Annotated in this window: 25 protein-coding genes and 1 pseudogene; 18 read left to right on the top strand and 8 right to left on the bottom strand. The window is 68.0% G+C overall.

Translation table 11 applies throughout. The annotated features are described in order from the left end of the window. The first annotated feature begins 114 nt into the window (after nucleotides 1-114). Nucleotides 115-1116, top strand: coding sequence for a TerC family protein (locus ON22_RS17055; protein WP_033241460.1), 1002 nt, complete (start codon nucleotides 115-117; stop codon nucleotides 1114-1116). Between the two features lie 64 nt (nucleotides 1117-1180). Here the strand turns inward: ON22_RS17055 and ON22_RS17050 are convergent, their stop codons facing one another. Beyond that, nucleotides 1181-1465: a YciI family protein gene (locus ON22_RS17050; RefSeq protein ID WP_033241461.1), complete on the bottom strand. Its 285-nt coding sequence runs from the start codon at nucleotides 1463-1465 to the stop codon at nucleotides 1181-1183. Between the two features lie 53 nt (nucleotides 1466-1518). Then, nucleotides 1519-2070, bottom strand: a complete 552-nt coding sequence (locus tag ON22_RS17045) for an amino-acid N-acetyltransferase (RefSeq protein ID WP_033241462.1) — start codon at nucleotides 2068-2070, stop codon at nucleotides 1519-1521. 236 nt (nucleotides 2071-2306) lie between these two features. Between ON22_RS17045 and pgsA the strand changes: the two genes are divergently transcribed. The 12 genes from pgsA (at nucleotide 2307) to ON22_RS16985 (ending at nucleotide 11496) form a co-directional block, all read left to right on the top strand. Further along, on the top strand, nucleotides 2307-2939 hold the full coding sequence (gene pgsA / locus ON22_RS17040) for a CDP-diacylglycerol--glycerol-3-phosphate 3-phosphatidyltransferase (protein WP_051157725.1): 633 nt from the start codon (nucleotides 2307-2309) through the stop codon (nucleotides 2937-2939). Next, a complete protein-coding gene (locus ON22_RS17035) occupies nucleotides 2936-3445 on the top strand; it encodes a CinA family protein (protein WP_033242233.1) in 510 nt (169 codons plus the stop codon). Before pgsA ends, ON22_RS17035 begins: the two co-directional genes overlap by 4 nt. Nucleotides 3446-3569: 124 nt before the next feature. Beyond that, nucleotides 3570-4010 carry a helix-turn-helix domain-containing protein gene (locus ON22_RS17030; protein WP_033241463.1) on the top strand — a complete coding sequence of 147 codons (441 nt, stop codon included), beginning with the start codon at nucleotides 3570-3572 and terminating at the stop codon, nucleotides 4008-4010. A gap of 220 nt (nucleotides 4011-4230) precedes the next feature. Continuing rightward, the gene (gene pspA, locus ON22_RS17025; RefSeq protein ID WP_033241464.1) at nucleotides 4231-5064 is read left to right on the top strand and encodes a phage shock protein PspA; all 834 of its coding nucleotides are present in this window, start codon (nucleotides 4231-4233) and stop codon (nucleotides 5062-5064) included. A 28-nt stretch (nucleotides 5065-5092) separates the two neighbouring features. Beyond that, nucleotides 5093-6031: a phage shock envelope stress response protein PspM gene (gene pspM, locus ON22_RS17020; protein ID WP_174375596.1), complete on the top strand. Its 939-nt coding sequence runs from the start codon at nucleotides 5093-5095 to the stop codon at nucleotides 6029-6031. Between the two features lie 110 nt (nucleotides 6032-6141). Beyond that, complete coding sequence (locus ON22_RS37240; RefSeq protein ID WP_033241465.1) at nucleotides 6142-6318, top strand: hypothetical protein; 177 nt, start codon at nucleotides 6142-6144, stop codon at nucleotides 6316-6318. A gap of 76 nt (nucleotides 6319-6394) precedes the next feature. After that, on the top strand, nucleotides 6395-7114 hold the full coding sequence (locus ON22_RS17010; protein WP_033242235.1) for a PIG-L deacetylase family protein: 720 nt from the start codon (nucleotides 6395-6397) through the stop codon (nucleotides 7112-7114). A gap of 79 nt (nucleotides 7115-7193) precedes the next feature. Further along, entirely contained in the window at nucleotides 7194-8357 is a 1164-nt protein-coding gene (locus tag ON22_RS17005) for a glycosyltransferase (RefSeq protein WP_033241466.1), read from the top strand. Nucleotides 8358-8400: 43 nt separating this feature from the next. Further along, nucleotides 8401-8595 carry a DUF3046 domain-containing protein gene (locus ON22_RS17000; RefSeq protein ID WP_033242236.1) on the top strand — a complete coding sequence of 65 codons (195 nt, stop codon included), beginning with the start codon at nucleotides 8401-8403 and terminating at the stop codon, nucleotides 8593-8595. A gap of 210 nt (nucleotides 8596-8805) precedes the next feature. Then, a complete protein-coding gene (gene recA / locus ON22_RS16995) occupies nucleotides 8806-9843 on the top strand; it encodes a recombinase RecA (protein ID WP_033241467.1) in 1038 nt (345 codons plus the stop codon). Between the two features lie 79 nt (nucleotides 9844-9922). Further along, the gene (gene recX / locus ON22_RS16990; protein WP_373280870.1) at nucleotides 9923-10573 is read left to right on the top strand and encodes a recombination regulator RecX; all 651 of its coding nucleotides are present in this window, start codon (nucleotides 9923-9925) and stop codon (nucleotides 10571-10573) included. 263 nt (nucleotides 10574-10836) lie between these two features. Further along, on the top strand, nucleotides 10837-11496 hold the full coding sequence (locus ON22_RS16985; protein WP_231507921.1) for a class I SAM-dependent methyltransferase: 660 nt from the start codon (nucleotides 10837-10839) through the stop codon (nucleotides 11494-11496). Nucleotides 11497-11594: 98 nt separating this feature from the next. Here the strand turns inward: ON22_RS16985 and ON22_RS16980 are convergent, their stop codons facing one another. The 5 genes from ON22_RS16980 to ON22_RS16960 all read right to left on the bottom strand — a co-directional run bounded on the left by ON22_RS16980 (nucleotide 11595) and on the right by ON22_RS16960 (nucleotide 15248). Continuing rightward, a complete protein-coding gene (locus tag ON22_RS16980) occupies nucleotides 11595-12488 on the bottom strand; it encodes an amino acid ABC transporter permease (protein ID WP_033241468.1) in 894 nt (297 codons plus the stop codon). Next, complete coding sequence (locus tag ON22_RS16975) at nucleotides 12485-13165, bottom strand: amino acid ABC transporter permease (protein ID WP_033242239.1); 681 nt, start codon at nucleotides 13163-13165, stop codon at nucleotides 12485-12487. The genes ON22_RS16980 and ON22_RS16975 overlap by 4 nt, the downstream gene beginning before the upstream one ends. An 82-nt stretch (nucleotides 13166-13247) precedes the next feature. Then, complete coding sequence (locus ON22_RS16970) at nucleotides 13248-14078, bottom strand: glutamate ABC transporter substrate-binding protein (protein ID WP_033241469.1); 831 nt, start codon at nucleotides 14076-14078, stop codon at nucleotides 13248-13250. 98 nt (nucleotides 14079-14176) lie between these two features. Then, entirely contained in the window at nucleotides 14177-14905 is a 729-nt protein-coding gene (locus ON22_RS16965) for an amino acid ABC transporter ATP-binding protein (protein WP_174375598.1), read from the bottom strand. Between the two features lie 142 nt (nucleotides 14906-15047). Continuing rightward, entirely contained in the window at nucleotides 15048-15248 is a 201-nt protein-coding gene (locus ON22_RS16960) for a hypothetical protein (RefSeq protein WP_033241471.1), read from the bottom strand. A gap of 421 nt (nucleotides 15249-15669) precedes the next feature. Here ON22_RS16960 and miaB point away from each other — a divergent pair, with 421 nt between their 5' ends. Next, nucleotides 15670-17223, top strand: a complete 1554-nt coding sequence (gene miaB, locus ON22_RS16955; protein WP_033241472.1) for a tRNA (N6-isopentenyl adenosine(37)-C2)-methylthiotransferase MiaB — start codon at nucleotides 15670-15672, stop codon at nucleotides 17221-17223. Beyond that, nucleotides 17220-17927, top strand: coding sequence for an Rv2732c family membrane protein (locus ON22_RS16950; RefSeq protein WP_033241473.1), 708 nt, complete (start codon nucleotides 17220-17222; stop codon nucleotides 17925-17927). Before miaB ends, ON22_RS16950 begins: the two co-directional genes overlap by 4 nt. 48 nt (nucleotides 17928-17975) lie before the next feature. On the opposite strand, the gene ON22_RS16945 is transcribed toward ON22_RS16950, so the two are convergent. Beyond that, the gene (locus ON22_RS16945) at nucleotides 17976-19364 is read right to left on the bottom strand and encodes a DUF349 domain-containing protein (RefSeq protein ID WP_033241474.1); all 1389 of its coding nucleotides are present in this window, start codon (nucleotides 19362-19364) and stop codon (nucleotides 17976-17978) included. A 365-nt stretch (nucleotides 19365-19729) separates the two neighbouring features. Between ON22_RS16945 and ON22_RS16940 the strand changes: the two genes are divergently transcribed. From ON22_RS16940 to ON22_RS16930, 3 genes and pseudogenes are all read left to right on the top strand, one after another. After that, nucleotides 19730-20506 carry a class III extradiol ring-cleavage dioxygenase family protein gene (locus ON22_RS16940; protein WP_033241475.1) on the top strand — a complete coding sequence of 259 codons (777 nt, stop codon included), beginning with the start codon at nucleotides 19730-19732 and terminating at the stop codon, nucleotides 20504-20506. After that, nucleotides 20503-21414: pseudogene (gene miaA, locus ON22_RS16935) on the top strand (tRNA (adenosine(37)-N6)-dimethylallyltransferase MiaA); the annotation flags it as partial. The gene ON22_RS16940 and the pseudogene miaA, both read left to right, overlap by 4 nt. Before the next feature lie 320 nt (nucleotides 21415-21734). After that, a complete protein-coding gene (locus ON22_RS16930) occupies nucleotides 21735-22571 on the top strand; it encodes a TrmH family RNA methyltransferase (protein ID WP_033241476.1) in 837 nt (278 codons plus the stop codon). Nucleotides 22572-22597: the final 26 nt, after the last annotated feature.

The following is a 22597-nucleotide window of genomic DNA, read 5'->3' as shown; positions in this document are numbered from 1 at the left end:
GAGTCGGGCGCGACGGGTGTGCGAGGATAACCGGCAATCACCCCGCAACACGTCCGAATCGGGCATATCGGGCATGATTGTCGTCATGACTCGTACTGCTGAACGGATCACCGCATGCAGGTAAGCGCTCTCGTGTGGGGGGTCACCATCGTGGTGATCCTCGGCCTGTTCGTTTTCGACTTCTTCGCCCATGTACGCACGCCGCACGAACCGACCTTCCGCGAATCGGCGTTCTGGTCGGCCGTGTACATCGGCCTGGCACTCGCCTTCGGGGGTGTGATCGCCTGGCAATGGGGCGGCACCTACTCCGGCGAGTACTACGCCGGCTTCGTCACCGAGAAGGCCCTCTCGGTGGACAACCTGTTCATATTCCTGATCATCATGTCCACCTTCGCCGTGCCGCGGATGTATCAGCAGAAGGTACTGCTGATCGGCATCGTGATCGCATTGGTGATGCGCGGTGGGTTCATCGCCGTCGGTGCCGCGGCGATCAGCGCGTTCAGCTGGGTTTTCTACCTGTTCGGCCTGTTCCTGGTCTACACCGCGGTCAAACTGCTGCGGGAGAGCGGACACGAGGCCGAGGAGGAAGAGAAACGCGACAGCCGGATCGTCGCACTGACCAAACGGCTGGTACCCACCACCGAGAACTACGACGGCGACAAACTGATCACCCGGATCGACGGCCGGAAAGTTGTCACCCCGATGCTGCTGGCCTTGCTGGCCATCGGTTTCGCCGATCTGCTGTTCGCGCTCGACTCGATCCCGGCGATCTACGGTCTCACCGAAGAGCCCTACATCGTGTTCACCGCGAACGCGTTCGCGCTGATGGGGCTGCGCCAGCTGTACTTCCTGATCGGCGGCCTGCTCGACCGGCTGGTGTACCTGTCCTACGGACTGTCCGCGATCCTGGCCTTCATCGGCGTCAAACTGGTCCTGCACGCCCTGCACGAGAACACCCTGGCGTTCATCAACGGCGGCGAGCATGTGAGTGTGCCGGAGATCTCCACCGGGCTGTCGCTGTCGGTGATCCTCGGGATCCTGGTGGTCGCCACGGTGGCCAGTCTGCTGCGTACGCGGGGCAAGACGCAGACACAGCCGGCGGAGCCGAAGGACTAGTTCATATCGCGTACCGGTCGCACCGCACCGGCCGGTACGCGGCACCGGCCGGTTGCGGTATTCGTCAGCCGGCGAACGCGCCGAGGACGGGCTGCCATTCGGTCGCCCGGACCTCGTCGATCAAGCTCTCCTGCGCGAACGGGTCTGCGGCCAGCAGTTGCCCGAGCGTCGTCGCATCCGCGGCGCGGAACAACAGCAGCGCACCCGAACCATCCGGATAGGGCCCGCTGCTGAGCAGCGTTTCCGTCGCGAGATGCTCGGCGAGCCAGGCTCGATGGCGAGGGCGTTGCCTATCGCGTTCGGCGGCTGTGGCATCGGAGTAGGTGTACTGGACGGCAAAGATCGGCACGGCCCGACTCTAATGCGCGGCACCGCGAGCCGGTGGGCTCGGCCGCACCCACGTCAGAGCGTGCGCAGCATCCGTGTGTTACCCAGCGTGTTCGGTTTCACATAGCTCAGATCCAGGAACTCCGCGACGCCCGTATCGTAGGACCGGCACATCTCCGCATAGACCTCCGCCGTCACCGGGGTGCCGTCGATCTCGGCGAACCCGTGCCGGGCGAAGAACTCCACCTCGAAGGTGAGCACGAACAATCGGCTCAGTTCGAGCTCCCGGGCCACTTCGATGAGCTGATCCACGATGAGTTTGCCCACACCGTGACCCTTCACATCGGGGGCTACCGCCACCGTGCGCACCTCACCCAGATCCGCCCACAACACGTGCAGCGCCCCACAGCCCACCACCCGGTCACCGAGATCGGCGACCCAGAACTCCTGCACGGATTCGTACAGGTTGACGAGGTTCTTCTCCAGCAGGATCCGGCCCGCATACACATCGACCAGCGATTTGATCGCCGCGACGTCGGATGTGCGGGCGCGACGCACGCGCACGGAGGCGGTCTGCGTACCGGGCGCATCGCCGGTCGCGCTGCCCAGGGGTCCCCGTGAGGTCATGGGGTGCACAGTAGTCGGCGGCCCTACCGATAGTCTGAGTGTGTGCCGCAGACCCCGCCCGCCCGCTCCGCCCCGCGCCGGTATCCCGGCGCGCCGGCGCGGCGACCGGATCGGGCGGCAGTGCACCGGCGCTCGCGAGTGGTCGCGCAAGGACTACCGGGACGAAGCGGCGCGGCAGTGCAGCGGCGATGGGGCGCCTACCCGCAGGGACGGCTATGAGCGTGCACCCCGAAGAGATGGACCGGCGGCTTGCTACCCCCGCGCCGCTGCGCGGGGAGCGCGCTCCGGCGCCCGCCGAATCGGCGGTTCCGCTGCTGAACATCGCCAATATCCTCACTATGGCGCGTATCGCGCTGGTCCCGTTGTTCGTCCTGGCCCTGTTCGCCGACGGCGGGCACCACACGGGGTGGCGGATCACCGCCACCCTGCTCTTCGCGCTCGCCGCGATCACCGACCGCTTCGACGGCCAGCTGGCCCGCAAATACGGTCTCGTCACCGATTTCGGCAAACTGGCCGACCCCATCGCCGACAAAGCCCTCATCGGCGCCGCGTTGATCGGCCTGTCCATCCTCGGTGACCTGGCGTGGTGGATGACCGTGGTGATCTGTGCCCGCGAGATCGGGATCACCTTGTTGCGGCTGGCGGTGGTGCGGCGCGGTGTCATACCGGCAGGCCGCGGCGGCAAACTCAAAACCCTGGTCCAGTCGCTCGCGATCGGTGTCCTGGTGTTGCCGCTGGCGGGTGGGTTCGCGACTGCGGGAATGGTGCTGATGTGGATCGCGTTGGTGCTGACGGTGGTGACCGGGCTGGACTACGTCGGCCAGGCCGTGCGGCTGTGGGTGGCCGGGCCGCACCGCAGTCGCCGATGATCTCGGCGGACCCGCTCGCCGGGGAGACCGCGGCCGCGGAACTCGTCGCCGCGCTGCGGAACAACGGGCATACGGTCGCCACCGCGGAATCGCTCACCGCGGGCCTCGTCACCGCCACGATCGCGGGGGTGCCCGGGGCCAGCGCGGTGCTGCGTGGCGGGCTGGTGGTGTACGCCACCGATCTGAAACATCACCTCGCGGGGGTCGACGAACGGGTGCTGGCCGGTGAGGGGCCGGTGGCGGCGAGCACCGCCGAACAGCTCGCGGTCGGCGCCAGGACCAGATGCTCAGCCGACTGGGGGATAGCCCTGACCGGGGTCGCCGGGCCCGACCCGCAGAACGGAATCGAGGTCGGCACCGTCTATCTCGGTCTCGCCGGACCCGGGCATACCGAGGTGATGCGGTTGAAACTGACCGGCGACCGGTGGAATATCAGGTTCACAGCGACGCGCGCCGCGGTACAGGAACTGCTGCGGTGTGTGCGGGGCGCTCCACCCACCCGGTGAGCGGTTCCGTGTCCGGTCCGGGAACCTCCGGGGCCGGTTCCGACGTTGTGCCAGGAGAGAACCGCGTGCGTGCCGTGGGCTGCGGCATCAGAGGCGACGAGCCTACCGGGAGAAGGAGAACTCGATGACGCTGCTGCGAGAAGCGATCGGGGAGAGTCTGCGGCGTGCGCGCCTCGCCCAGAGCCGGACCCTACGTGAAGTATCCACCTCGGCACGGGTGAGCCTGGGCTACCTGTCCGAAGTGGAACGGGGTCGTAAGGAGGCTTCCAGCGAATTGCTGGCGGCGATCTGCGAAGCCCTCGACGTACCGCTCGCCCGGGTCCTATGGGATGTGAGCACCACCATCGCCGGCGAAGAGCTCCCCGTGGCCGCCGCGCCCGAGCGCGGGGTCGCCGAACCGGCCACCGTCGAGCCGGCTGCCGAACCGGCCGCATCCGAACCCGCCCCGGCCGGTGCTGCCGCATCGATGTCGGCCGGAGTCGCCCGGCCGCAGGTCGACGGCGATACCCGGATCGTCATTCCGGCACCCAACAATGGTCCGCTGGTACTGGTCGAAGCGGCCTGAATCGGTCATAGCTCCGGTATATCCGATCGTGACAATGCGCGTAACGCACCGGAGCAGATAGATTCGTAAGAGGCGTCCGCGGGCCGCCCGCGGCGTGACGCGGCCTTTCGGTAGCCGGTACCGGACGCCGCATGGTGGAGGATAGGTACCGAGGAGTGCGTGACGGTCGCGCACTGGCGAGTCGCCCAGGCGGCACAGTAGATGGAGGCGGGATCAACCGATGGCTAATCCGTTCACGAAGGCCTGGAAGTATCTGATGGCCCTCTTCGACTCCAAGATCGAGGAGCACGCGGATCCGAAGGTCCAGATTCAGCAGGCTATCGAAGAAGCGCAACGCCAGCACCAGGCCCTGTCCCAGCAGGCCGCCTCGGTGATCGGGAACCAGCGCCAGCTCGAGATGAAGCTGAACCGCCAGCTCGACGAGGTGGAGAAGCTCAACGCCAACGCCCGGCAGGCGGTTTCCCTGGCCGATCAGGCCAATGCCGCCGGAGATACCGAGAAGGCGATCCAGTACACCAACGCGGCCGAGGCGTTCGCCGCGCAGCTGGTCACCGCGGAACAGTCGGTCGAAGATCTCAAGGTGCTGCACGATCAGTCGCTGCAGGCCGCCGCGCAGGCCAAGAAGGCGGTCGAGCAGAACGCGATGCTGCTACAGCAGAAGGTCGCCGAGCGCACCAAACTGCTGAGCCAGCTCGAACAGGCGAAAATGCAGGAGCAGGTCAGCGCCTCCCTGCAGCAGATGGACAGCACTCTGTCCGCCCCCGGTAGCGTCCCCAGCCTGGATGCGGTGCGCGACAAGATCGAACGCCGGTACGCCAACGCTCTCGGGTCCGCCGAACTCGCCCAGAACACCGTTCAGGGCCGGATGGTCGAGGTCCAGCAGGCCAGCATCCAGATGGCCGGTCACAGCCGCCTGGAACAGATCCGGGCTTCCATGCGCGGTGACGCCCTGCCCGCCGGCGATGCCAACGCCGCGATCGATCCGGGGAAGTCCGCTGCCGAACCGGCCCAGCCCCAACCGCAGATGAACAAAGGCCAGACCGCTCAGCAGTAGCGGGACGAGAGTTCGGCGAGGACAGCATATGAAGTCTGATCGAGCCCGGTACCCCGCCGGGGCCCCGGTGTTCGACCCTGCCCGCCCGGACCTCCCACAGCAGGCCGTCTCCGTCGCCGAATCCCTCCGGACGGCCGGAGAGAACGCCCTCGTCGCCGTCCGGCGCTGGGCGGACCCACGCGAACGTGAACTGCGGCGTCGGCGGCGCGCCCGGCGCCGCAGTATCGGCCTGAGCACCGTGTCGGGCCTGACCACCGCCGGAACGGTCGGCCTCGTCATCCTGTCCGCTCCCGCCTGGGCTGTGCTCGTCCTGGGTGGTGGCGCTATCGCCCTGGTCACCGGCGCGGCACTGAGTACCCGGCGCTACCTGCAGTTGCGCCGTGCGCCGCTACCGCTCGCGGGCTACGTCCCGCGCAAACTCCCGTCCGCTCGCTCCGCGGCCCGGCCCGCGATATCGCGGCTGGCCCGCGCCGAACGAGTTCTGCACGATGTGGCCGGCCAGATCGCACGCACCCGCCGGCTACCCGCCGACGAACTGGACGATCTGGTGGCCACCGCGGCCTCCGGTGCCGCCGCCCTGACTGCGCTCGCCACCGATATCGCCACCATGGAGGGCGCCGTACGCACCCTCGGCGGCGGGGCCGCCGCCCTCGCCGATGCGGCCGATCTCGAGCGCCTCAACGAGACCGTGCAATCGATCGCCGCCCGGCTCGATACGGGTGTCACCGAATACGAGCAGGTCGTGGCCGCGGCCACGAGGGTCCTGGCCGTGGACGAAACAGGCGCACTGCGCTACGAATTCGACGGTATCGTCGCCGACCTCCGCCAGGCCGCCGACCGGATGGACGGCTGGGCCCAGGCGCTCACCGAGCTCGCCGACCGAGCCCCCGATCCGCTGCTCCCGCCCGCCGCGCCGAGTACGCCCGCGCCCGCCGCGGAGCCCGTACGCCACACCGGCCGCCGCTGAAAATCCTCTCAGGGACAACCCTGATCTTCCCCCTATATTGCCTTTCACCTGGTGATTTCCCGTCCCCGCGGTGCCATGCTCGACGTAGGAGACAATCGCTGGGAGGCAAAATGTTGTGGAAGATCATCGGCGTGGTCGCCGTCATCTGGATCGCGCTGGCAGTGATCGGCGCGCTGATCGAGGGGCTGTTCCCGATCCTGGTGATCAGCGCTGTGGTGTTCGGGCTCTATCTGCTCTACAAGGCGATCTCGGGGTCGGACGACCACAACTCCGTAACCAAGGTCTGAACGGCCGTAACGCGGGGAGATCCGCAGCAGGACGGTTTCCGTCGCGCGCGAGATGTGGATCGACCAGGATGGTCGTATGACAACCCTTCCCCCGCTCCCCGAAGACTGGCAGCGTGCACTGGTCATCGTCGCGCACCCCGACGATATCGAGTACGGGGTCGCCGCGGCGGTGGCCCGCTGGACCGGCCAGGGCAAGGATGTCCGATATCTGCTGGCCACGTCCGGAGAGGCAGGAATCGCCGGACTGCCGCCCGCGCAGTCCGGTCCGCTCCGGGAAGCCGAGGAGCGCGCCTCGGCGGCCGTGGTCGGAGTGCAGGAGGTCGAATTCCTCGGCTATCCCGACGGCCGCATCGAAGCGAGCCCGGCCCTACGTCGAGATCTGGCCGCCGCGATCCGGCGGCATCGCCCGGAACTCGTGGTCCTCGGGCATTTCGGTCCGACCTGGGCACCCGGGTTCGTCAACAGTGCCGACCATCGGGCGGTGGGACGGGCCGGTCTCGATGCCGTGTCGGACGCGGGGAACGAATGGATCTTCCCCGAAATCGCCGATCTCGCGCCGTGGAACGCGCGCTGGGCGGCTGTCGCGGTTCCCAGCGGTGCCACCCATGCGGTGGACGTCACTGCCACTGTCGATGCGGCCGAGGCCTCGCTGGCGGAACACCGCCGCTATCTCGAAGTCCTGAATCCGGAGCAGCCCGTGGCCGAGCAGGCCCGGGCCGTGGTGACCATGACGACGGGGTCTATCGCGGGTTTCCCGGCCACCCGCGCGGTCGGTTTCGAACTGTTCACTTTCTGAGCCGTGCGGCCCGAACGATGTTGCGCCGGCCTCGAACCCCCGCGCACGCCGGCGCAACCGGCCATGGCAGGCTGAGCGGATGCGAGTAGCTGTTGTCGCCGGCCCCGATCCGGGCCATGCGTTTCCCGCTATCGCGATATGCCTGCGTTTCCGGGAAGCGGGTGATGAACCCGTGCTCTTCACCGGTCCGCGGTGGTTCGACGCCGCCCGGGAAGCCGGGATCGGGGTGCGCCGGTTGAAGGGGCTGGCGCCGCGCCCGGATGACGACGATGCCGATGCCGGCGCGCGGATTCATCAACGGGCGGCCTATATCTCGACCGAGATCTTGCCCGAGCTCAGCGCCATGCTGCCCGAACTGGTGGTATCGGATGTGCTGACGGCCGGTGGCGGGATGGCGGCCGAACGGCTGCGGGTCCCGTGGGTGGAGCTTTCCCCGCATCCCCTGTACCTGCCGTCGAAGGGGCTGCCACCCATCGGCAGCGGTCTCGCCCCGGGGACCGGGTTGCGTGGTCGCGCCCGCGACGCGGTACTGCGGAAATTCACCGATCGCGCCGTCCGCACCGGTACGCGCCAACGAGAGCTGGCACGAGCCGGGGTGGGGCTACCGGCCGCCGACCCCGGCCCGGCCGCCCGGTTGATCGCCACCCTGCCCGCACTCGAGGTGCCGCGACCGGATTGGCCGGAGAACGCGCATATCGTCGGACCGCTGTTCTGGGAGCCCACCGATCGGATCCTCGAACCGCCGCCTGGTGACGAGCCACTGGTGATGGTCGCTCCGTCCACCGCACACACCGGTGTGGACGGAATGGTCGATACCGTCCTGGCAGCGCTGGACGGGGCCGGGGTGCGGGTGGTGATCTCCACGCTGGAGGAGCCGCCGGCCGATCTGCCGTCCTGGGCGCGGGCCGGATTGGGGCGGCAGGACGAACTGCTGTCCCGGGCGTCTGTGGTGATCGGCGGCGGCGGCCACGGGCTGCTGGCCAAGGCCTTGTCCGCCGGGGTTCCTGTGGTCACGGTTCCAGGTGGCGGAGATCAGTGGGAACTGGCGAACCGCGCTGTGCGGCAGGGGAGTTCGCAGCTGATCCGGCCGCTGGCCGCGGACTCGGTACGCGAGGCGGTCCGGCGGATCCTGGACGACCCCGGTTTCGCTGCCGCGGCTCGCACTGCCGCCGCGGGAGCCGATGACGTCGCGGACCCGGTGGATATCTGTCGCCGGGTGGCGGGCGGGGTCCGGGCGGGTTGATCCGCGGGTCGCACAGGGGGTGCGGACAGGTATGTTCGGGCACGTGCGGTTGACGGAATTCCAAGAACTCTTGCACACCGAATTCGGCGAGACCCGGGGTGACACCTTGCTCAGCGATCACGTCATCCTCGCGCTGGGCGGCCGGACCGGCTCGGCCGCGATCGAAGCCGGTGTGGATCCCCGCGAGGTGTGGCGCGCGCTGTGCGCCGAATTCGACGTTCCACGTTCGAAGTGGTGAACCGGACGCCGGATCCAGGGCCCCGGTCGGAAGGGGATACGACGCCCGCGCGGCCGTGGTGACGGGGCGGGCGGCGACTCGCGGATCCGGAGCTTGACTCGAACATCTGTTCGTCTAGGCTGAGCCCCGGAACTTGTCGGTGCCGCCCTCTACCGTGGGCACCAACCACACCACCTACCTACCAACCAACCGGTGAAAAGGGGAGTCACGATGGCGCCACAGGCCTACGACCGCGACAAGGCGCTGGAGCTCGCTCTCGCACAGGTCGAGAAGAGTTTCGGCAAGGGCGCGGTGATGCGTCTCGGGGAGGAGCCCCGTCAGCCCATCGCGGTCATCCCGACCGGTTCCATCGCACTGGATGTCGCGCTGGGTATCGGGGGGCTGCCGCGCGGCCGGATCGTGGAGGTCTACGGTCCGGAATCCTCCGGTAAGACCACCGTCGCACTGCACGCCGTCGCCAACGCGCAGGCTCTCGGCGGGGTCGCCGCCTTCATCGACGCCGAGCACGCCCTCGATCCCGATTACGCCGCCAAACTCGGCGTCGATACCGATGCCCTGCTGGTATCCCAGCCCGATACCGGCGAACAGGCGCTGGAAATCGCCGATATGCTGGTCCGCTCCGGCGCCATCGATATCATCGTCATCGACTCGGTCGCCGCGCTGGTACCCCGCGCCGAAATCGAGGGCGAAATGGGTGACAGCCATGTCGGCCTGCAGGCCCGCCTGATGAGCCAGGCCCTGCGTAAGATGACCAGCGCCCTGAACAATTCCGGCACCACAGCGATTTTCATCAACCAGCTGCGCGAGAAAATCGGCGTCATGTTCGGTTCTCCCGAAACCACGACCGGTGGTAAGGCGTTGAAGTTCTACGCGTCGGTTCGCCTGGATGTCCGGCGTATCGAAACGCTGAAGGACGGTAGCGACGCGGTGGGCAACCGGACCCGGGTGAAGGTCGTGAAGAACAAGGTCAGCCCGCCGTTCAAACAGGCCGAATTCGATATCCTGTACGGTCACGGGATTTCGAAGGAGGGGTCGCTGATCGATATGGGAGTGGAGCACGGGTTCATCCGTAAATCCGGCTCCTGGTACACCTACGAGGGCGATCAGCTCGGGCAGGGTAAAGAGAACGCCCGCAAGTTCCTGCTGGACAACACCGATATCCGCGACGAGGTCGAGAAGAAGATCAAGGAAAAGCTGGGCATCGGCGCGGATGTGACCGCTACGGAGGAGACTCCGGCCGATTTCTGATCCGATGAATCAGCGCCCCGTATCCGATGGCCCGGGCTTGACCGATCCGGTGGCGGAGGTTCGGCGGCAGCTGGACGAAATCCTCGCGGCCGGCGGCCGGCCCGCCGGCTCCGGCCGGGGCGACCGGGCGGACGGGTCCGATCCGCAGCGGACGCGTTCGCCCGGTTCCGGCGCGGCGCGGCGGCACCGGGACGTCGGCGGCGCTGAAGGCAACCCGCCGGGTGGATCGCTGGAACAGGCGAAAGAAGCATGCCTGCGGCTGCTCGCGGTTCGCGCGCGCAGCCGTGCCGAACTCGCACAGCGGCTGTCTGCCAAGGGTTTCGCCGCCGAGGTGATCGAGCAATCCCTCGACCGGCTGGCCGAGGTGGGACTGATCGACGATGCCGAATTCGCGCGGCAGTGGGTGCGGCAGCGGCACAACTTTTCGGGAAAAGGCCGGCAAGCGCTGGCCCAGGAGTTGCGCCGCAAGGGCGTGGCCAACGAGGAAGCAGCGGCTGCGCTCGACGACATCACCGCCGACGACGAACACGAGCGGGCCACTGAACTGGTGCGTCGCAAACTGCGCACGCTGCCCGCCGATCTGGATCGCGAGAAGGCCATCCGGCGCCTGGTCGGAATGCTCGCCCGTCGCGGTTACGGCCACTCCGTGGCATACACGGTGGTCAGGGCCGAATGGGAAGCGAGCCGAGGGGATGCCGATCTCGGCGAACCCGATGCACCACTCGGCTGACTGCACCCGATCCGCCGAACGCTGGGCTCCGGGCGACATCCCGAAAACCGTAATGGTAGGCCCTGCTGCCGTGCCGAGACCTGCGGGTCGGTCGTGCCGACTTGCCGCGCCGCCGCCACGGCCGCCCGGCAGCGGAAGCCGGCCGGGATAACCCAGCCCACAGCCGCCCACTACAGGAAACGGGTTCTCGGCCGGCCGCGTCGCCTGGCCGATCGCGTCTCCGCGCGATGGCGGGCACCGGCGACAACACGGAGAATGCGGTGATGCTGCTGACTCGACTCGACCGGTTCAACCGCCGCCATCCGTGGAGCCATAACGATCACTACAGCCGGTGGGTCGAGCGCCGGGTCGTGGCCGCCGGCGCCCGTGATGTGCTCGATATCGGATGCGGGACGGGTAATCTCATCGCTCGGCTCCGCGGCCGGATTCCTCGGATCACCGGGCTCGAACCCGACACCACGTCTGCCCGCGCGGCGGCGGAGCGTTTCGCCGGCGACTCTGCTGTGCGAATCGTCCAGGCCGATTTCGCCGGGCGTGAGCCGCAACGGCGCTGGGATGCTGTCACCCTTGTCGCCGTCCTGCATCACCTGCCGTTGGCCCCGGCCATGCGTGAACTACGCGAATGCCTGAGTCCGGGCGGGCGACTGGTGATCGTCGGCTGCTACCGCATGGCCGGCCCTGTCGACATGCTCGCTGCGCTACCTGCCGCTGTTCTCAATCCGATCATCGGAATGATCAAGCATCCGGTGCCTGCTCCGGCGTTGCCCGCGCATATGCGGGCACCCACCGCCGAGCCGCAGGAGAGTCTGGCGGAGATCCGGGCCGCAGCCGGGCGGGAACTTCCCGGGGCCAAGATTCAGCGGCGCCTGTTCTGGCGATACACGCTGGTCTACGACGCCCCCGGCGAGCAGGGCGCCGCCTAGGGGCGCTGTATCCGCGCCGGGCCTCGCGCGGGGGCGATCCAAATACCGAGCGGCGGGAAAGCGCATTAGCGCTCATCCGCCGCCCGGTATCGATATGCCTACTTGGTGATATCCACTCCGGGAGCGGCATCGGTGATAACGGTGTCGGCGGCGACCACCGCGCCGCCCCGTTTGCGGCGGCCGGAACGGAGCCGCTTCTCCAGCCGGGTGGCGATGGTGGAGAGCAGGACGTTCAGCAGGATCATGATGATCGCGACAACGATCAGCGCGGGGATGGTGTTCGATTCCGCGGCGCCGAGCTGCTGGGCGCTGCGGACGACCTCCTCGTAGGTGATCACATAACCCAGCGCGGAATCCTTCAGAGCCACCACCATCTGCGATACCAGCGCGGGCAGCATGGCGGTGATCGCCTGCGGCAACAGGATCAGGCGCATCAGCTGGCCCTTGCGCAGCCCCAGCGCGACACCGGCCTCGGTCTGACCTTTGGGGAGGGACAGAATTCCGGCACGTACGATCTCGGCGATCACCGACGCGTTGTAGATGGTCAGCGCGGTCACCACGGCGCCCAGCGCCAGGTACTCGGAATCGAAGAGGTCGTACTCGGAGTACAGGGCGAAGAGGAAGATCATCAGGATCAGCACCGGGATGGCGCGGGCGATCTCGACGATCGTGCCCGCAGCCCAGCGCAGCCACCGGTGATCGGAGAGCCGGGCGATCCCGAAGATCATGCCGAATACCAGGGCGAGCACGATCGACAGCGCCGCGGCGACGATGGTGCCTTCCAGGCCCGGCAGGATGTAGGTGGTCCATACCGCGCCGTCGAGGAACGGCTCCCATTTATCGGCCGTGAACTGGCCTTGATCCGCGAAACCGCGGTAGACGTACCAGCCCGCGACCAATACCGCCGCCAGTACGACCAGCGAGTAGAGGATATTGCGGACTCGGGCGACGGGGCCCGGCGCGTCGTAGAGAACGGATGCCTTGCCACTCATCGGGCCACCTCGAATCGTTTGGCCAGATGCCCGAACAGCAGGCCGGCCGGCAGCGTCAGGATCACGAAACCGAGGGTGAATATGAGGCCGATGGTGATCAGCGCCGCCTCGGTTTCGATCATGTTCTTCATCAGGAACGAGGCCTCGGCCACGCTGATCGCGGAGGCGACCGTCGTGTTCTTGGTGAGGGCGATGAACACACTGCCCAGCGGTGCGATCACCGACCGGAAAGCTTGCGGCAGCACGATGATCCGTAGGTTCTGCAGAAAGCTGAGACCGAGGGAACGCCCGGCCTCCGACTGACCCAGCGGCACCGTATTGATTCCTGCCCGCAGCGATTCGCAGACGAAAGCGGCGGTGTACACACTCAAGCCGATAACCGCCCAGCGGAAATTGTTGTCGGCCAGCGAGGTCGGGCCGTCGGCAGCCAGATTCATCCCGAGCGTCGAGTACAGGCCCAGCGAGCAGAACACCAGGATGAGGGTGAGCGGGGTGTTACGGAAAATGGTCACATACGTGGTGCCGACCCAGCGGGCCACCGGGACGGGAGAAACCCGCATACCGGCTATGAGGGTGCCCAGTACCAATGAACCGACCGCAGACAGCACAGTCAGCTTGATGGTCATCCAGAATGCGTCGAGCAGCTGGGTGTCGTATTCCGAGATCAAATCGAACACGTGGTTGCGCGCCTCCGATCGGCGGGAAGAGCCGGGATCGGCGGACCGCACCGTTTCCGGTCCGGCCCGCCGATGCAGTGAATCAGTACCGGTCCACCTGCGGTGCCTCCGGGGTTTCGTAGCTGGCGGCCTTGCCGACCGATTCCTGGAAAGCGGCGTCCCAGGCGCCCGAGCTGATCATTTCCTCGATCGCGTTGTTGATCTTGTCGCGGGTTTCCTGATCGCCCTTCTTCACACCGATCCCGTAGTTCTCGGTGGTGAACTTCTCGCCCACGACTTTGTACTTACCGGGCGCCTGCGAGGCGTAACCGGCCAGGATGATGTCATCGGTGGTCATCGCCGCCACCGCGCCGCTGTTCAGGCCCTCCAGGCACAGCGAGTAGGTGTCGTAGGTCTGCAGCTGGGTGTCGGGGAACTTGTTCTGGATGTTCTGCGCCGGTGTGGAACCGGTTACCGAGCACACGGTCTTTCCGGCGATACTCTCCGGGCCGGTGATCTCGTTGTTGTCCGCGCGCACCAGCAGGCTCTGCCCGGCCACGTAGTAGGGGCCGGCGAAATCGACCTTCTCCTTGCGGGCGTCGGTGATCGAATAGGTGGCGACCACGAAATCGACCTGGCCGTTTTCGATCAGCGTCTCACGCTGTGCGGACGGCGCCTCCTTGAAGGTGATGGCATCCGGCTGCACGCCGAGTTCGGATGCCACGTATTTGGCCACTTCGACGTCGAATCCGCTGTAGGTGCCGTCGGTGTTACGCAAGCCGAGACCCGGCTGGTCGTACTTGATGCCGATGGTGAGCTCGCCCTCTTGGGCATTCTCCAGGGCGGTCTTATCGCTGCCGCCACCGCAGGCGGTGGCGGTCACGGCCACGGCGACCGCTCCGACTGCGAGGCGAAATGCTCGGTTGATCCTCATCGGGTTTTCCTTCCCTCATCTTCTCGATGGTGCTGTGCTGCCGCGCCGATCGCACCGGCTGCCACGCTGTGCGCGGACCCGGGCCGGCCTGCGTGCTGTCAGTGGCTGAGTATCTTGCCCAGGAAGTCCTTGGCGCGATCGGACTCGGGTGCACTGAAGAAGGTCTCCGGGTCGGTGTCCTCCACGACCTGGCCGTCGGCCATGAACAGCACGCGGTCGCCGGCGCGGCGGGCGAATCCCATCTCGTGGGTGACGACCAGCATGGTCATCCCCTCTTTGGCGAGCGAGACCATCACATCGAGAACCTCGTTGACCATCTCGGGGTCCAGGGCCGAGGTGGGTTCGTCGAACAGCATCACCTTCGGGTTCATCGCCAGGGCGCGGGCGATCGCGACCCGTTGCTGCTGGCCCCCGGACAGCTGCGCCGGATACTTGTCCGCCTGATCGGCGATACCGACGCGTTTCAGCAGTTCCATCGCCCGTGTGCGGGCCTCTTCTTTCTTGGCCTTGCGCACCTTCATCGGCGCGAGCATGACGTTCTCGACGATCGTCTTGTGCGCGAACAAGTTGAAGGACTGGAAGACCATGCCGACATCGGCGCGCAGAGCGGCCAGCCCCCGGCCCTCCGCGGGCAGCGGCACCCCGTCGACCCGGATCTCACCGGAGTCGATCGGTTCCAGCCGGTTGATCGTGCGGCACAGTGTCGATTTTCCGGAACCCGAGGGGCCGAGCACGATCACCACTTGCCCGCGGGGCACCTCGAGGTTGATATCGCGCAGAACGTGCAGGGCGCCGAAGTGCTTGTCGACAGCGCGTAGGGAGATCATCGGCGGCGTGGCGGTATCGCCCGCCGCACCTGGCGCGTCGGCGTCGGTGGCGTCGGTCATGCAGATGACCTTAAGCGGAATTTCCGGATTTGCGCGCCTTTCGGCGACACACCAGGACGCCACACCGCGCCGACATTCGGCCTTAACCCGGCGGCAATCCGCCGTAATCCGTTCGCTCGTCGGTGATTTGCCGCGCGAGCCCACCGATGAGCGCCCCGCGCCCGACCAGTGTGCCCGATAACAGGAAGCGGTCCGGGCGCGGGTGGATCGCCGCCGTCACCGGCCGGCTCCCGCCCCGATCGGCGGTAACCCAGTCGTCCAGCCGTGTCCCCCACAGCTCCACCTGTATCGCACCTCAGTTGATGGTCCACCTTCCCCGGGGTGGGGCCCGCCCGGTTCTGGAGCGACGGAGCGGGGGAGCGAAGCGGAGGAGCGCAGGAGTGAAGAACCGGGCCCACCAGGGCCCCACCCCTCGAGACGCGGAGCGTCTCCAAAATTACAGCCCGCCCCTTCACGGATGGTCTCTTACGGGCCGTGTAGTCAACGGGTGGTCTACCTCGAGCCTCATGGTCAACGGTGGTCTACCCCGAGCTCCGTAATCAACAGATGACCCCCCGAGCCCCGTGGTCATCAGGCCATTCCACGCGCCTGGAGCTGCCACCATGACATAGCGATGACCGGCCCGGACGAGTGCAGGGGTTGACAACGCCCCGCCCCTGCGACGCCGGAGGCGCCGACAAAATTACAGCCCGTACCCTGGACGGGTGGATTCGATCGGACAGGTAACGCTTCCTACCAGGGGCGAGGCGGCCGGAACGCGTAGTTACGAGGTCCGCACCTTCGGTTGCCAGATGAACGTGCACGATTCCGAACGCTTGTCCGGTCTGCTCGAGGATGCGGGCTACACCAGGGCCGCGCCCGGCGCGACGCCCGACCTCGTCGTATTCAATACCTGCGCGGTGCGGGAGAACGCCGATAACAAGCTGTACGGCACGCTCGGGCACCTCGCGCCGGTCAAGGCGTCGCGGCCGGGTATGCAGATAGCCGTCGGCGGCTGTCTGGCCCAGAAGGACCGCGATACGGTGGTGCGTAAGGCGCCCTGGGTCGATGTGGTGTTCGGTACGCATAATCTCGGTTCGCTGCCTGTGCTGCTCGAACGTGCCCGGCACAACGACGCCGCCGAGGTGGAGATCCTGGAATCGCTGGAGGCCTTTCCGTCGACCTTGCCGGCGCGGCGGGAATCGGCGTACGCGGGATGGGTCTCGATCTCCGTCGGCTGTAACAACACCTGCACGTTCTGCATCGTGCCGTCGCTGCGCGGTAAGGAAGTCGACCGCCGCCCGGGCGATGTGCTGGCCGAGGTACAGGCACTGGTGGATCAGGGTGTTCTCGAAGTGACGCTGCTCGGGCAGAACGTCAATTCCTACGGAGCGTCCTTCGCCGATCCCGACCAGCCGCGCGATCGTGGCGCGTTCGCGAAGCTGCTGCGGGCATGCGGCGGTATCGACGGGCTGGAACGGGTGCGTTTCACCTCGCCACATCCGGCCGAGTTCACCGATGATGTGATCGAGGCGATGGCCGAGACGCCGAATGTGTGCCCGCAACTGCATATGCCGTTGCAATCGGGTTCGGACCGGGTGCTGAAATCGATGCGGCGCTCGTACCGGCAGGCCCGCTTCCTCGGCATCATCGACAAGGTGCGGGCGGCGATGCCGCACGCCGCGATCACCACCGATATCATCGTCGGCTTCCCGGGGGAGACCGAGGAAGATTTCCAGCAGACTCTCGAGGTCGTGCGGAAAGCCCGGTTCACCAGCGCCTTCACCTTCCAGTATTCGCCGCGTCCGGGAACTCCGGCGGCGGAGATGGCCGATCAGGTCCCCAAACAGGTGGTGCAGGAGCGCTACGACCGGCTCATCGCGTTGCAGGACCAGGTCTGCCTGGAAGCCAATCAGGAGCTGGTCGGGACCGAGGTGGAGTTGCTGGTGGCCGACGGTGCGGGGAAGAAGAATGCCGCGACCGCCCGGATGAGCGGGCGCGCCCGCGACGGCCGGCTGGTGCATTTCCGGCCCGAGGGTGCGGCCGAGCCGATCCGTCCGGGCGATGTGGTCACTGTGGCGGTGACGGGCGCGGCCCCGCATCATCTCGTCGCGGACAGCGGGGTCCGCACGCATCGGCGCACCCGTGCCGGTGACGCGCACGAGGCCGGAACCACACCCAAGACCGCGCCCATCGGGGTGGGTCTCGGGTTGCCGCGGATCGGTGCGCCGGAGCCGGAACCGGTCGGCTCGGGGTGCTCCACGGGGTGCGGAGTATGACCCTGCCGGGTGACGACGATCGGGAGCCGGCGGACGAATCCGGCGCTTCCGGCCCGGTGCAGCCGCCGACCGGCGACCCGGCGGCCCGACACGACGAATCAGCGGATGGAAACGAGGATGCAGTGAATCCGGCCGAGACGACCGAGAAGTTCGAGGAGTACCGCGAGGATCTGGACGCGGTCGAACGCCGGATCGCCGGGGAGATCGACCCCGGGGTGCGCGCCATGGTGGTGGCGGGTGCGGTGTTCGTCCTGCTGGTATCGCTGGTGCTACCGCATGCCGGTGGTGCGCGCGGATTCGATGTGCTGCTCGGTTCGGAGGTGGCGAGTGTCGAGCACATCGGGTTGCCGTCGCGGATTTTCGTCTGGTTCGTGCTGGTGTTCGGGATCGGGTTCTCGCTGCTGGCGCTGATGACCCGGCGCTGGGCACTCGCCTGGCTGGCGGTGGCCGGATCGGCGATCGCCAGCGCGTTCGGTGTTTTCTCGATCTGGCATCGGCAGACACCGGGGATCGACAACTACGTGGGTGCGGGCCCGGGGTTCGGGCTGATTCTGGGCACGATCGCGATCATGGTGCTGACCTTCCACTGGGTGAAGGTCGTATGGAGCCGTACCGCCCTGCAGCTCGCCGCGGAGGAGCAGCGGCGTATCGCCGCGGCCCGCGACGAAGAGCGGGAGTGGCGCCGGCGGCTCGGCGAGGACTGACCCCCGGTGCGGGGCGCGCCGGGAAACGCCGGCGCGCCCCCGCGCTGTTCAGAGGTTGCTGACCGCGCCTTCCGCGGCTTCGGCCCACTCGCGCCACTGGCGGGCCTGTTCGAGTGCCTTCTCCGCATCGCGGGTCTTACCCGCGGCGCTGGCTTTCTCGGCCTGCTCTTCGAACTGCGCAACCCGTTCGCGGAATTGCGCTGCCCGGGCCAGCGCCTCCGGATCGGTCCGGCGCCACTGCGCGTCGGCCGCTTGGCGTACCCGCTTCTCCAGTGCTCGCAGCCGGCTTTCCAGGTCGTGCATCCGTTCGCGGGGCACCTTACCGACCGCATCCCAGCGTTCCTGCAGGTCACGCAGTGCTGTCCGGGCGCCTTCGAGATCGGAGTCGGGGTCTATCAGCGGTTCGTAGCTGCCGAGCAGTTCTTCTTTCGCGGTCGCGTTATCGGCGAATTCGGCGTCGCGTTCGGAGGCCGCGGCATTGCGGGCGGCGAAGAACACATCCTGGGCGCTCTTGAAACGCCGCCACAGCGCTTCGTCGGCCTCCCGGGGAGCCCGGCCGGCGTTCTTCCATTCGACGAGGAGCTCCCGGAACACCGCGGCCGTCGCCGGCCAATCGGTGGAACCGGACAGTTCCTCGGCGCGTACGCACAATTCTTCCTTGCGGGTCTTGGCAGCGGCGCGTTCCCGGTCGAGTTCGGCGAAATGGGCGCCGCGGCGGCGGTTGAACGCCTCGCGCGCCTTCGAGTACCGCCGCCAGAGCGCATCGTCGACCTTGCGGTCGACTCCGCGGATGGTTTTCCATTCGTCGAGGATTTCGCGCAGCCGATCACCGGCGGCCTTCCACTGGGTGGATTCCGCGGCGATCTGCTCGGCCTCGGCGGCGAGCGCCTCTTTGCGTTCGGTGTGCTCGTGCCGGGTGCGCTCTTTCTCCTCCTTGGCGTGGGCTGCCGCTTCGTCGGAGTGTTCGGCGATGGCGCGCAGGCGGGCCGCCAGCCCCTCGATATCGCCGATGACGGCGGCCGTGGGCAGCGTTTCGGCCAGGGCCAGGGCGGCGGCCTTGGTCTTGCGGGCGTCGGTGCCGGCGGCGAGGCGGGCCTCGAGCAGGGCGACCTCGGTGGCGAGATCGTCGAACCGGCGGCCGAAATGCGCGAGCCCTTCGGCGGCGTTACCGGCCTGCCAGGAGCCGACGATCCGTTCCCCGTCGGAGGTCTTCACCCATGCGGTGCCGTCTTCGTCCACCCGGCCCCACCTGCTCGGATCCGTGGTGGTGGGCACGACGACCGGGTGCGGATGCTCGGTGGCGGAACCTGCTGATTTCATCGCCGCCGGCGACGGATGCGGTTCACCGGGTTTGGGACGGTTACCGGGCTTGGGAGCGGGCGACGGGCGACCGGCGGTGCCGGGGCCGGGTTTGGCGGTTCCGTTGCTGTGGGTCATTGCTCCTCGTCCCTGCCGCGCGTCACGGCTGCCTGGTTTACGCGCTGCGCATTATGGCTATGCTCTGCTCATTCTGGCTACGCCCGCTCGATCTGGCCACATCCGCCGCTCGGTACGGCCCGCACGGGCGGGATGCCGGTCGGCCGCCCGCCGGTTGCTCGCGCTCCGGGCCGCCGCCGCGCCGAACCGGCGCATACGGCCCGACCTGCGGATCCGGACCGACCGGTACCACTTCCGGATACCTCGCACCCTAGCAATTAGCACCGGGTTTCCGGGAGAGACACTCGTACCCGTCCCCCGAGCACGGTCGGGCCGGAGCGACCGAGCGCAGCCCTGCTGTGCGGGCACGGGCTACGGTTGACGTCGTGTTCTGTCTTGCGGCTCTCATCCCCTCGCCGCCGGTTCTGGTTCCCGAACTGTGCGGCGGTGCGGCGCCCGCGGGTGCGGCGGCCCCGGTGTCCCCGGGAGAACCTGCCGTGGCCGCGTTGCGGGCTGCCGTTCTCGCCATCGGGCGGGAGCTGGCCGGGGTGGCGTCGCAGTGGACCGTGCTGGGAGTCGGCGCCACCGATCAGGAGTACGACTCCGGCGTCACGGGCACCTTCCGCGGTTTCGGCCCCGAGGTCACGGTATCGCTGGGCGGGTCGCCCGAGATGGCCGGGGCGGATCCCGATCTGCCGCTGGCGGTGCTGATCGCCGGCTGGTTACGCGGGGCGGTGGCCCCGGATGTGCTGGTCCGGGCGCAGTTGCTGGCGGCCGGCAGCGCGCCGGAGCGCTGTGCCGAGGCCGGTGCCGAATTGCGGGCCGAACTCGATTCGATGGACGAACCGCGGGCCGTTCTGGTCGTCGCGGACGGCGCCGCGACCTTGTCGACGGCCGCGCCAGGCTATTTCGACCCCCGCGCGGAGGCCGTGCAGAGCGGATTGGACCGGGCCCTGGCCGCGGGTGACCGGGCCGCGCTACTCGCCCTGGAACCCGCGCTGTGTGCCGAGCTGATGCTGTCCGGACGGGTCGCTTACCAGGCGCTGGCGGGGCTGTTCGCCGGCGACCCCGAGCCGCCGGCGGCAGCCGAGCGGTATCGGGACGCGCCCTATGGGGTCGGCTACTACGCCGGGCTGTGGCGACCGGGCGGGGTGGACCGGTGACCGAGACCGTCCGCCCGGTCGCGGTGGTCGGCCCGACCGCCACCGGGAAATCGGATCTCGCACTCGAACTGGCCGAACGGCTCGGTGGCGAAATCGTCAATATCGACGCCATGCAGCTGTATCGGGGGATGGATATCGGCACGGCGAAACTTCCGCCGGATCAGCGCCGCGGTATCCCGCATCACCAGCTCGATGTGCTCGAGGTGACCGAAACCGCGACGGTCGCCGCCTACCAGGTGGCGGCATCGGCCGATATCGAAGCAATCATGGCGCGCGGACGACTGCCGGTCATCGTGGGCGGTTCGATGATGTACGTGCAGGCACTGCTGGATCAGTGGGAGTTTCCGGCGACCGATCCGCAGGTCCGGGCCAAATGGGAGGCATTGCTGGCGGAGGGGGGTGTCGCCGCGGTGCACGCAGCGTTACGGCAGGCGGACCCGGCCGCCGCGGCCACCATTCTGCCCACCGACGGCCGCCGGATGGTACGCGCGCTGGAGGTTGTCGAACTGACCGGTAAACCCTTCGCGGCGTCCGCGCCGGCGGTCGGGGAACCGCGCTGGGGTACCCGGATTCTGGGTGTGGACCGCGATACCACCGAACTGGACGCGCGGATTGCCCAGCGGACGGCGTCGATGTTCGATACGGGCCTGGTCGAGGAGGTGCGTGGGCTGATCGGCCGCGGTTTGCGGGAGGGACAGACCGCGCGCCGGGCGATCGGATACGCCCAGGTGCTGGCCTTCCTGGATCAGGAGTACGACCTCGACGCGGCCCGGGAGCGAACATTCATCGGCACCCGCCGCTACGTGCGGCGGCAGCGCTCCTGGTTCCGCCGGGATCACCGGGTGCGCTGGGTGGATGCGGCGAACCCGGCAGCCACCGATATCGCGATATCGCTGCTGGACGATTCTGCGGGCCCAGTCACCGTGCGCCCCGGCGTAGGTGCCGGTGCCGGCGCGGGCCCTGCCACGGTGTCCGACGCGTGGCCCGCCACGGTCTCCGATGCGCAGAGCAATGCTGCGCCCGCTGTGCAGCATCCAGGCCTGTCTGCGGCGCACGGTCCTGCCGAATCGTCGTCGCACAATTCCGATGCAACGTCGGCGCACGGCCCTGCAGCATCGGTGCCGTTCGATCCCGCTGTGCCGCCGGTACCCGACTCGAACGAGCCGACGATGCACGATCCCACGGTGTCCCCGGCACAGGAACCCACAACGAAGGAGTCGACCCGGCCGTGACCCGGCAGATACACAGCCGCAATGCCGCCGTCCAGGTATGGACGGCCTACCTGGACAACCGGACCACCCGGAATCGGGACGGCCGGTTCCTGGTGCACGGGGTCCGGCCGATCACGCAGGCGCTGGACTGCGACTGGCCGCTGGAAACCCTGCTGTACCGGCTGGGCGACGATCCCGGACTGTCCTCGTGGGCACGCGATGTCCTCGACAGCAGTCCGGTGCCGGCCGTCGGGCTGGCACCGGAACTGATGGCGGAACTGGGGGAGAAGAGCGCAGGCGCCCCCGAACTGGTCGCGGTCGCCGAGCAGGTCCCTGCCGACCTGGCCGGCTACGAGGCCGGCGATCCCGGTGAAGCTCCCGTTGTCGTCGTGTTCGATCGGCCGAACTCGCCGGGCAACCTGGGCACCCTCATCCGGTCCGCCGATGCGTTCGGTGCCTCGGCGGTGGTGGTCAGCGGGCACGGCGCCGACCAGTACGACCCGCGGTGTGTCCGCGCGTCCACCGGTTCGCTGTTCTCCCTGCCGGTGTTCCGGGTGGCCGACCCGGCGGATGTGCTCGCCTTCCGGGACCGGCAGATCGAGCGGGGAATACCCACGCGGATCGTGGGAACCGACGAGCGCGGCGACCGCGCCGTCTTCGATCAGGATCTGATCGATGCCACGATCCTGGTCCTCGGCAACGAGACCGGCGGTATGAGCGCTGCGTGGTTCGCGGCCTGCGACGATACGGTCACCATTCCGATGGGCGGTACCGCCAGCTCGCTGGGTGCGCCGTCGGCCGCGGCGGTGGCGCTGTACGAAATTTCCCGGCAGCGCCGGACGTTTGCCAAGTGATGATCGCGACCGAGGAGAACCGACCG

It is taken from the genome of Nocardia carnea NBRC 14403 (assembly GCF_000308515.1).
In the GTDB taxonomy this organism is placed as follows: Bacteria; Actinomycetota; Actinomycetes; order Mycobacteriales; family Mycobacteriaceae; genus Nocardia; species Nocardia carnea.
Note: the sequence above shows the minus strand (reverse complement) of the source record. Positions and strands in the feature narration are given on the sequence as shown.

Bases quoted from the DNA above. Each gene is read 5' to 3' on its own strand.
- ON22_RS17055 (WP_033241460.1), top strand. From the start codon at position 115: ATGCAGGTAAGCGCTCTCGTGTGGGGGGTCACCATCGTGGTGATCCTC.
- ON22_RS17045 (WP_033241462.1), bottom strand. From the start codon at position 2,070: ATGACCTCACGGGGACCCCTGGGCAGCGCGACCGGCGATGCGCCCGGT.
- pgsA (WP_051157725.1), top strand. From the start codon at position 2,307: ATGGACCGGCGGCTTGCTACCCCCGCGCCGCTGCGCGGGGAGCGCGCT.
- ON22_RS17035 (WP_033242233.1), top strand. From the start codon at position 2,936: ATGATCTCGGCGGACCCGCTCGCCGGGGAGACCGCGGCCGCGGAACTC.
- ON22_RS17030 (WP_033241463.1), top strand. From the start codon at position 3,570: ATGACGCTGCTGCGAGAAGCGATCGGGGAGAGTCTGCGGCGTGCGCGC.
- pspA (WP_033241464.1), top strand. From the start codon at position 4,231: ATGGCTAATCCGTTCACGAAGGCCTGGAAGTATCTGATGGCCCTCTTC.
- pspM (WP_174375596.1), top strand. From the start codon at position 5,093: ATGAAGTCTGATCGAGCCCGGTACCCCGCCGGGGCCCCGGTGTTCGAC.
- ON22_RS37240 (WP_033241465.1), top strand. From the start codon at position 6,142: ATGTTGTGGAAGATCATCGGCGTGGTCGCCGTCATCTGGATCGCGCTG.
- ON22_RS17010 (WP_033242235.1), top strand. From the start codon at position 6,395: ATGACAACCCTTCCCCCGCTCCCCGAAGACTGGCAGCGTGCACTGGTC.
- ON22_RS17005 (WP_033241466.1), top strand. From the start codon at position 7,194: ATGCGAGTAGCTGTTGTCGCCGGCCCCGATCCGGGCCATGCGTTTCCC.
- recA (WP_033241467.1), top strand. From the start codon at position 8,806: ATGGCGCCACAGGCCTACGACCGCGACAAGGCGCTGGAGCTCGCTCTC.
- ON22_RS16985 (WP_231507921.1), top strand. From the start codon at position 10,837: ATGCTGCTGACTCGACTCGACCGGTTCAACCGCCGCCATCCGTGGAGC.
- ON22_RS16980 (WP_033241468.1), bottom strand. From the start codon at position 12,488: ATGAGTGGCAAGGCATCCGTTCTCTACGACGCGCCGGGCCCCGTCGCC.
- ON22_RS16970 (WP_033241469.1), bottom strand. From the start codon at position 14,078: ATGAGGATCAACCGAGCATTTCGCCTCGCAGTCGGAGCGGTCGCCGTG.
- ON22_RS16965 (WP_174375598.1), bottom strand. From the start codon at position 14,905: ATGATCTCCCTACGCGCTGTCGACAAGCACTTCGGCGCCCTGCACGTT.
- ON22_RS16950 (WP_033241473.1), top strand. From the start codon at position 17,220: ATGACCCTGCCGGGTGACGACGATCGGGAGCCGGCGGACGAATCCGGC.
- ON22_RS16945 (WP_033241474.1), bottom strand. From the start codon at position 19,364: ATGACCCACAGCAACGGAACCGCCAAACCCGGCCCCGGCACCGCCGGT.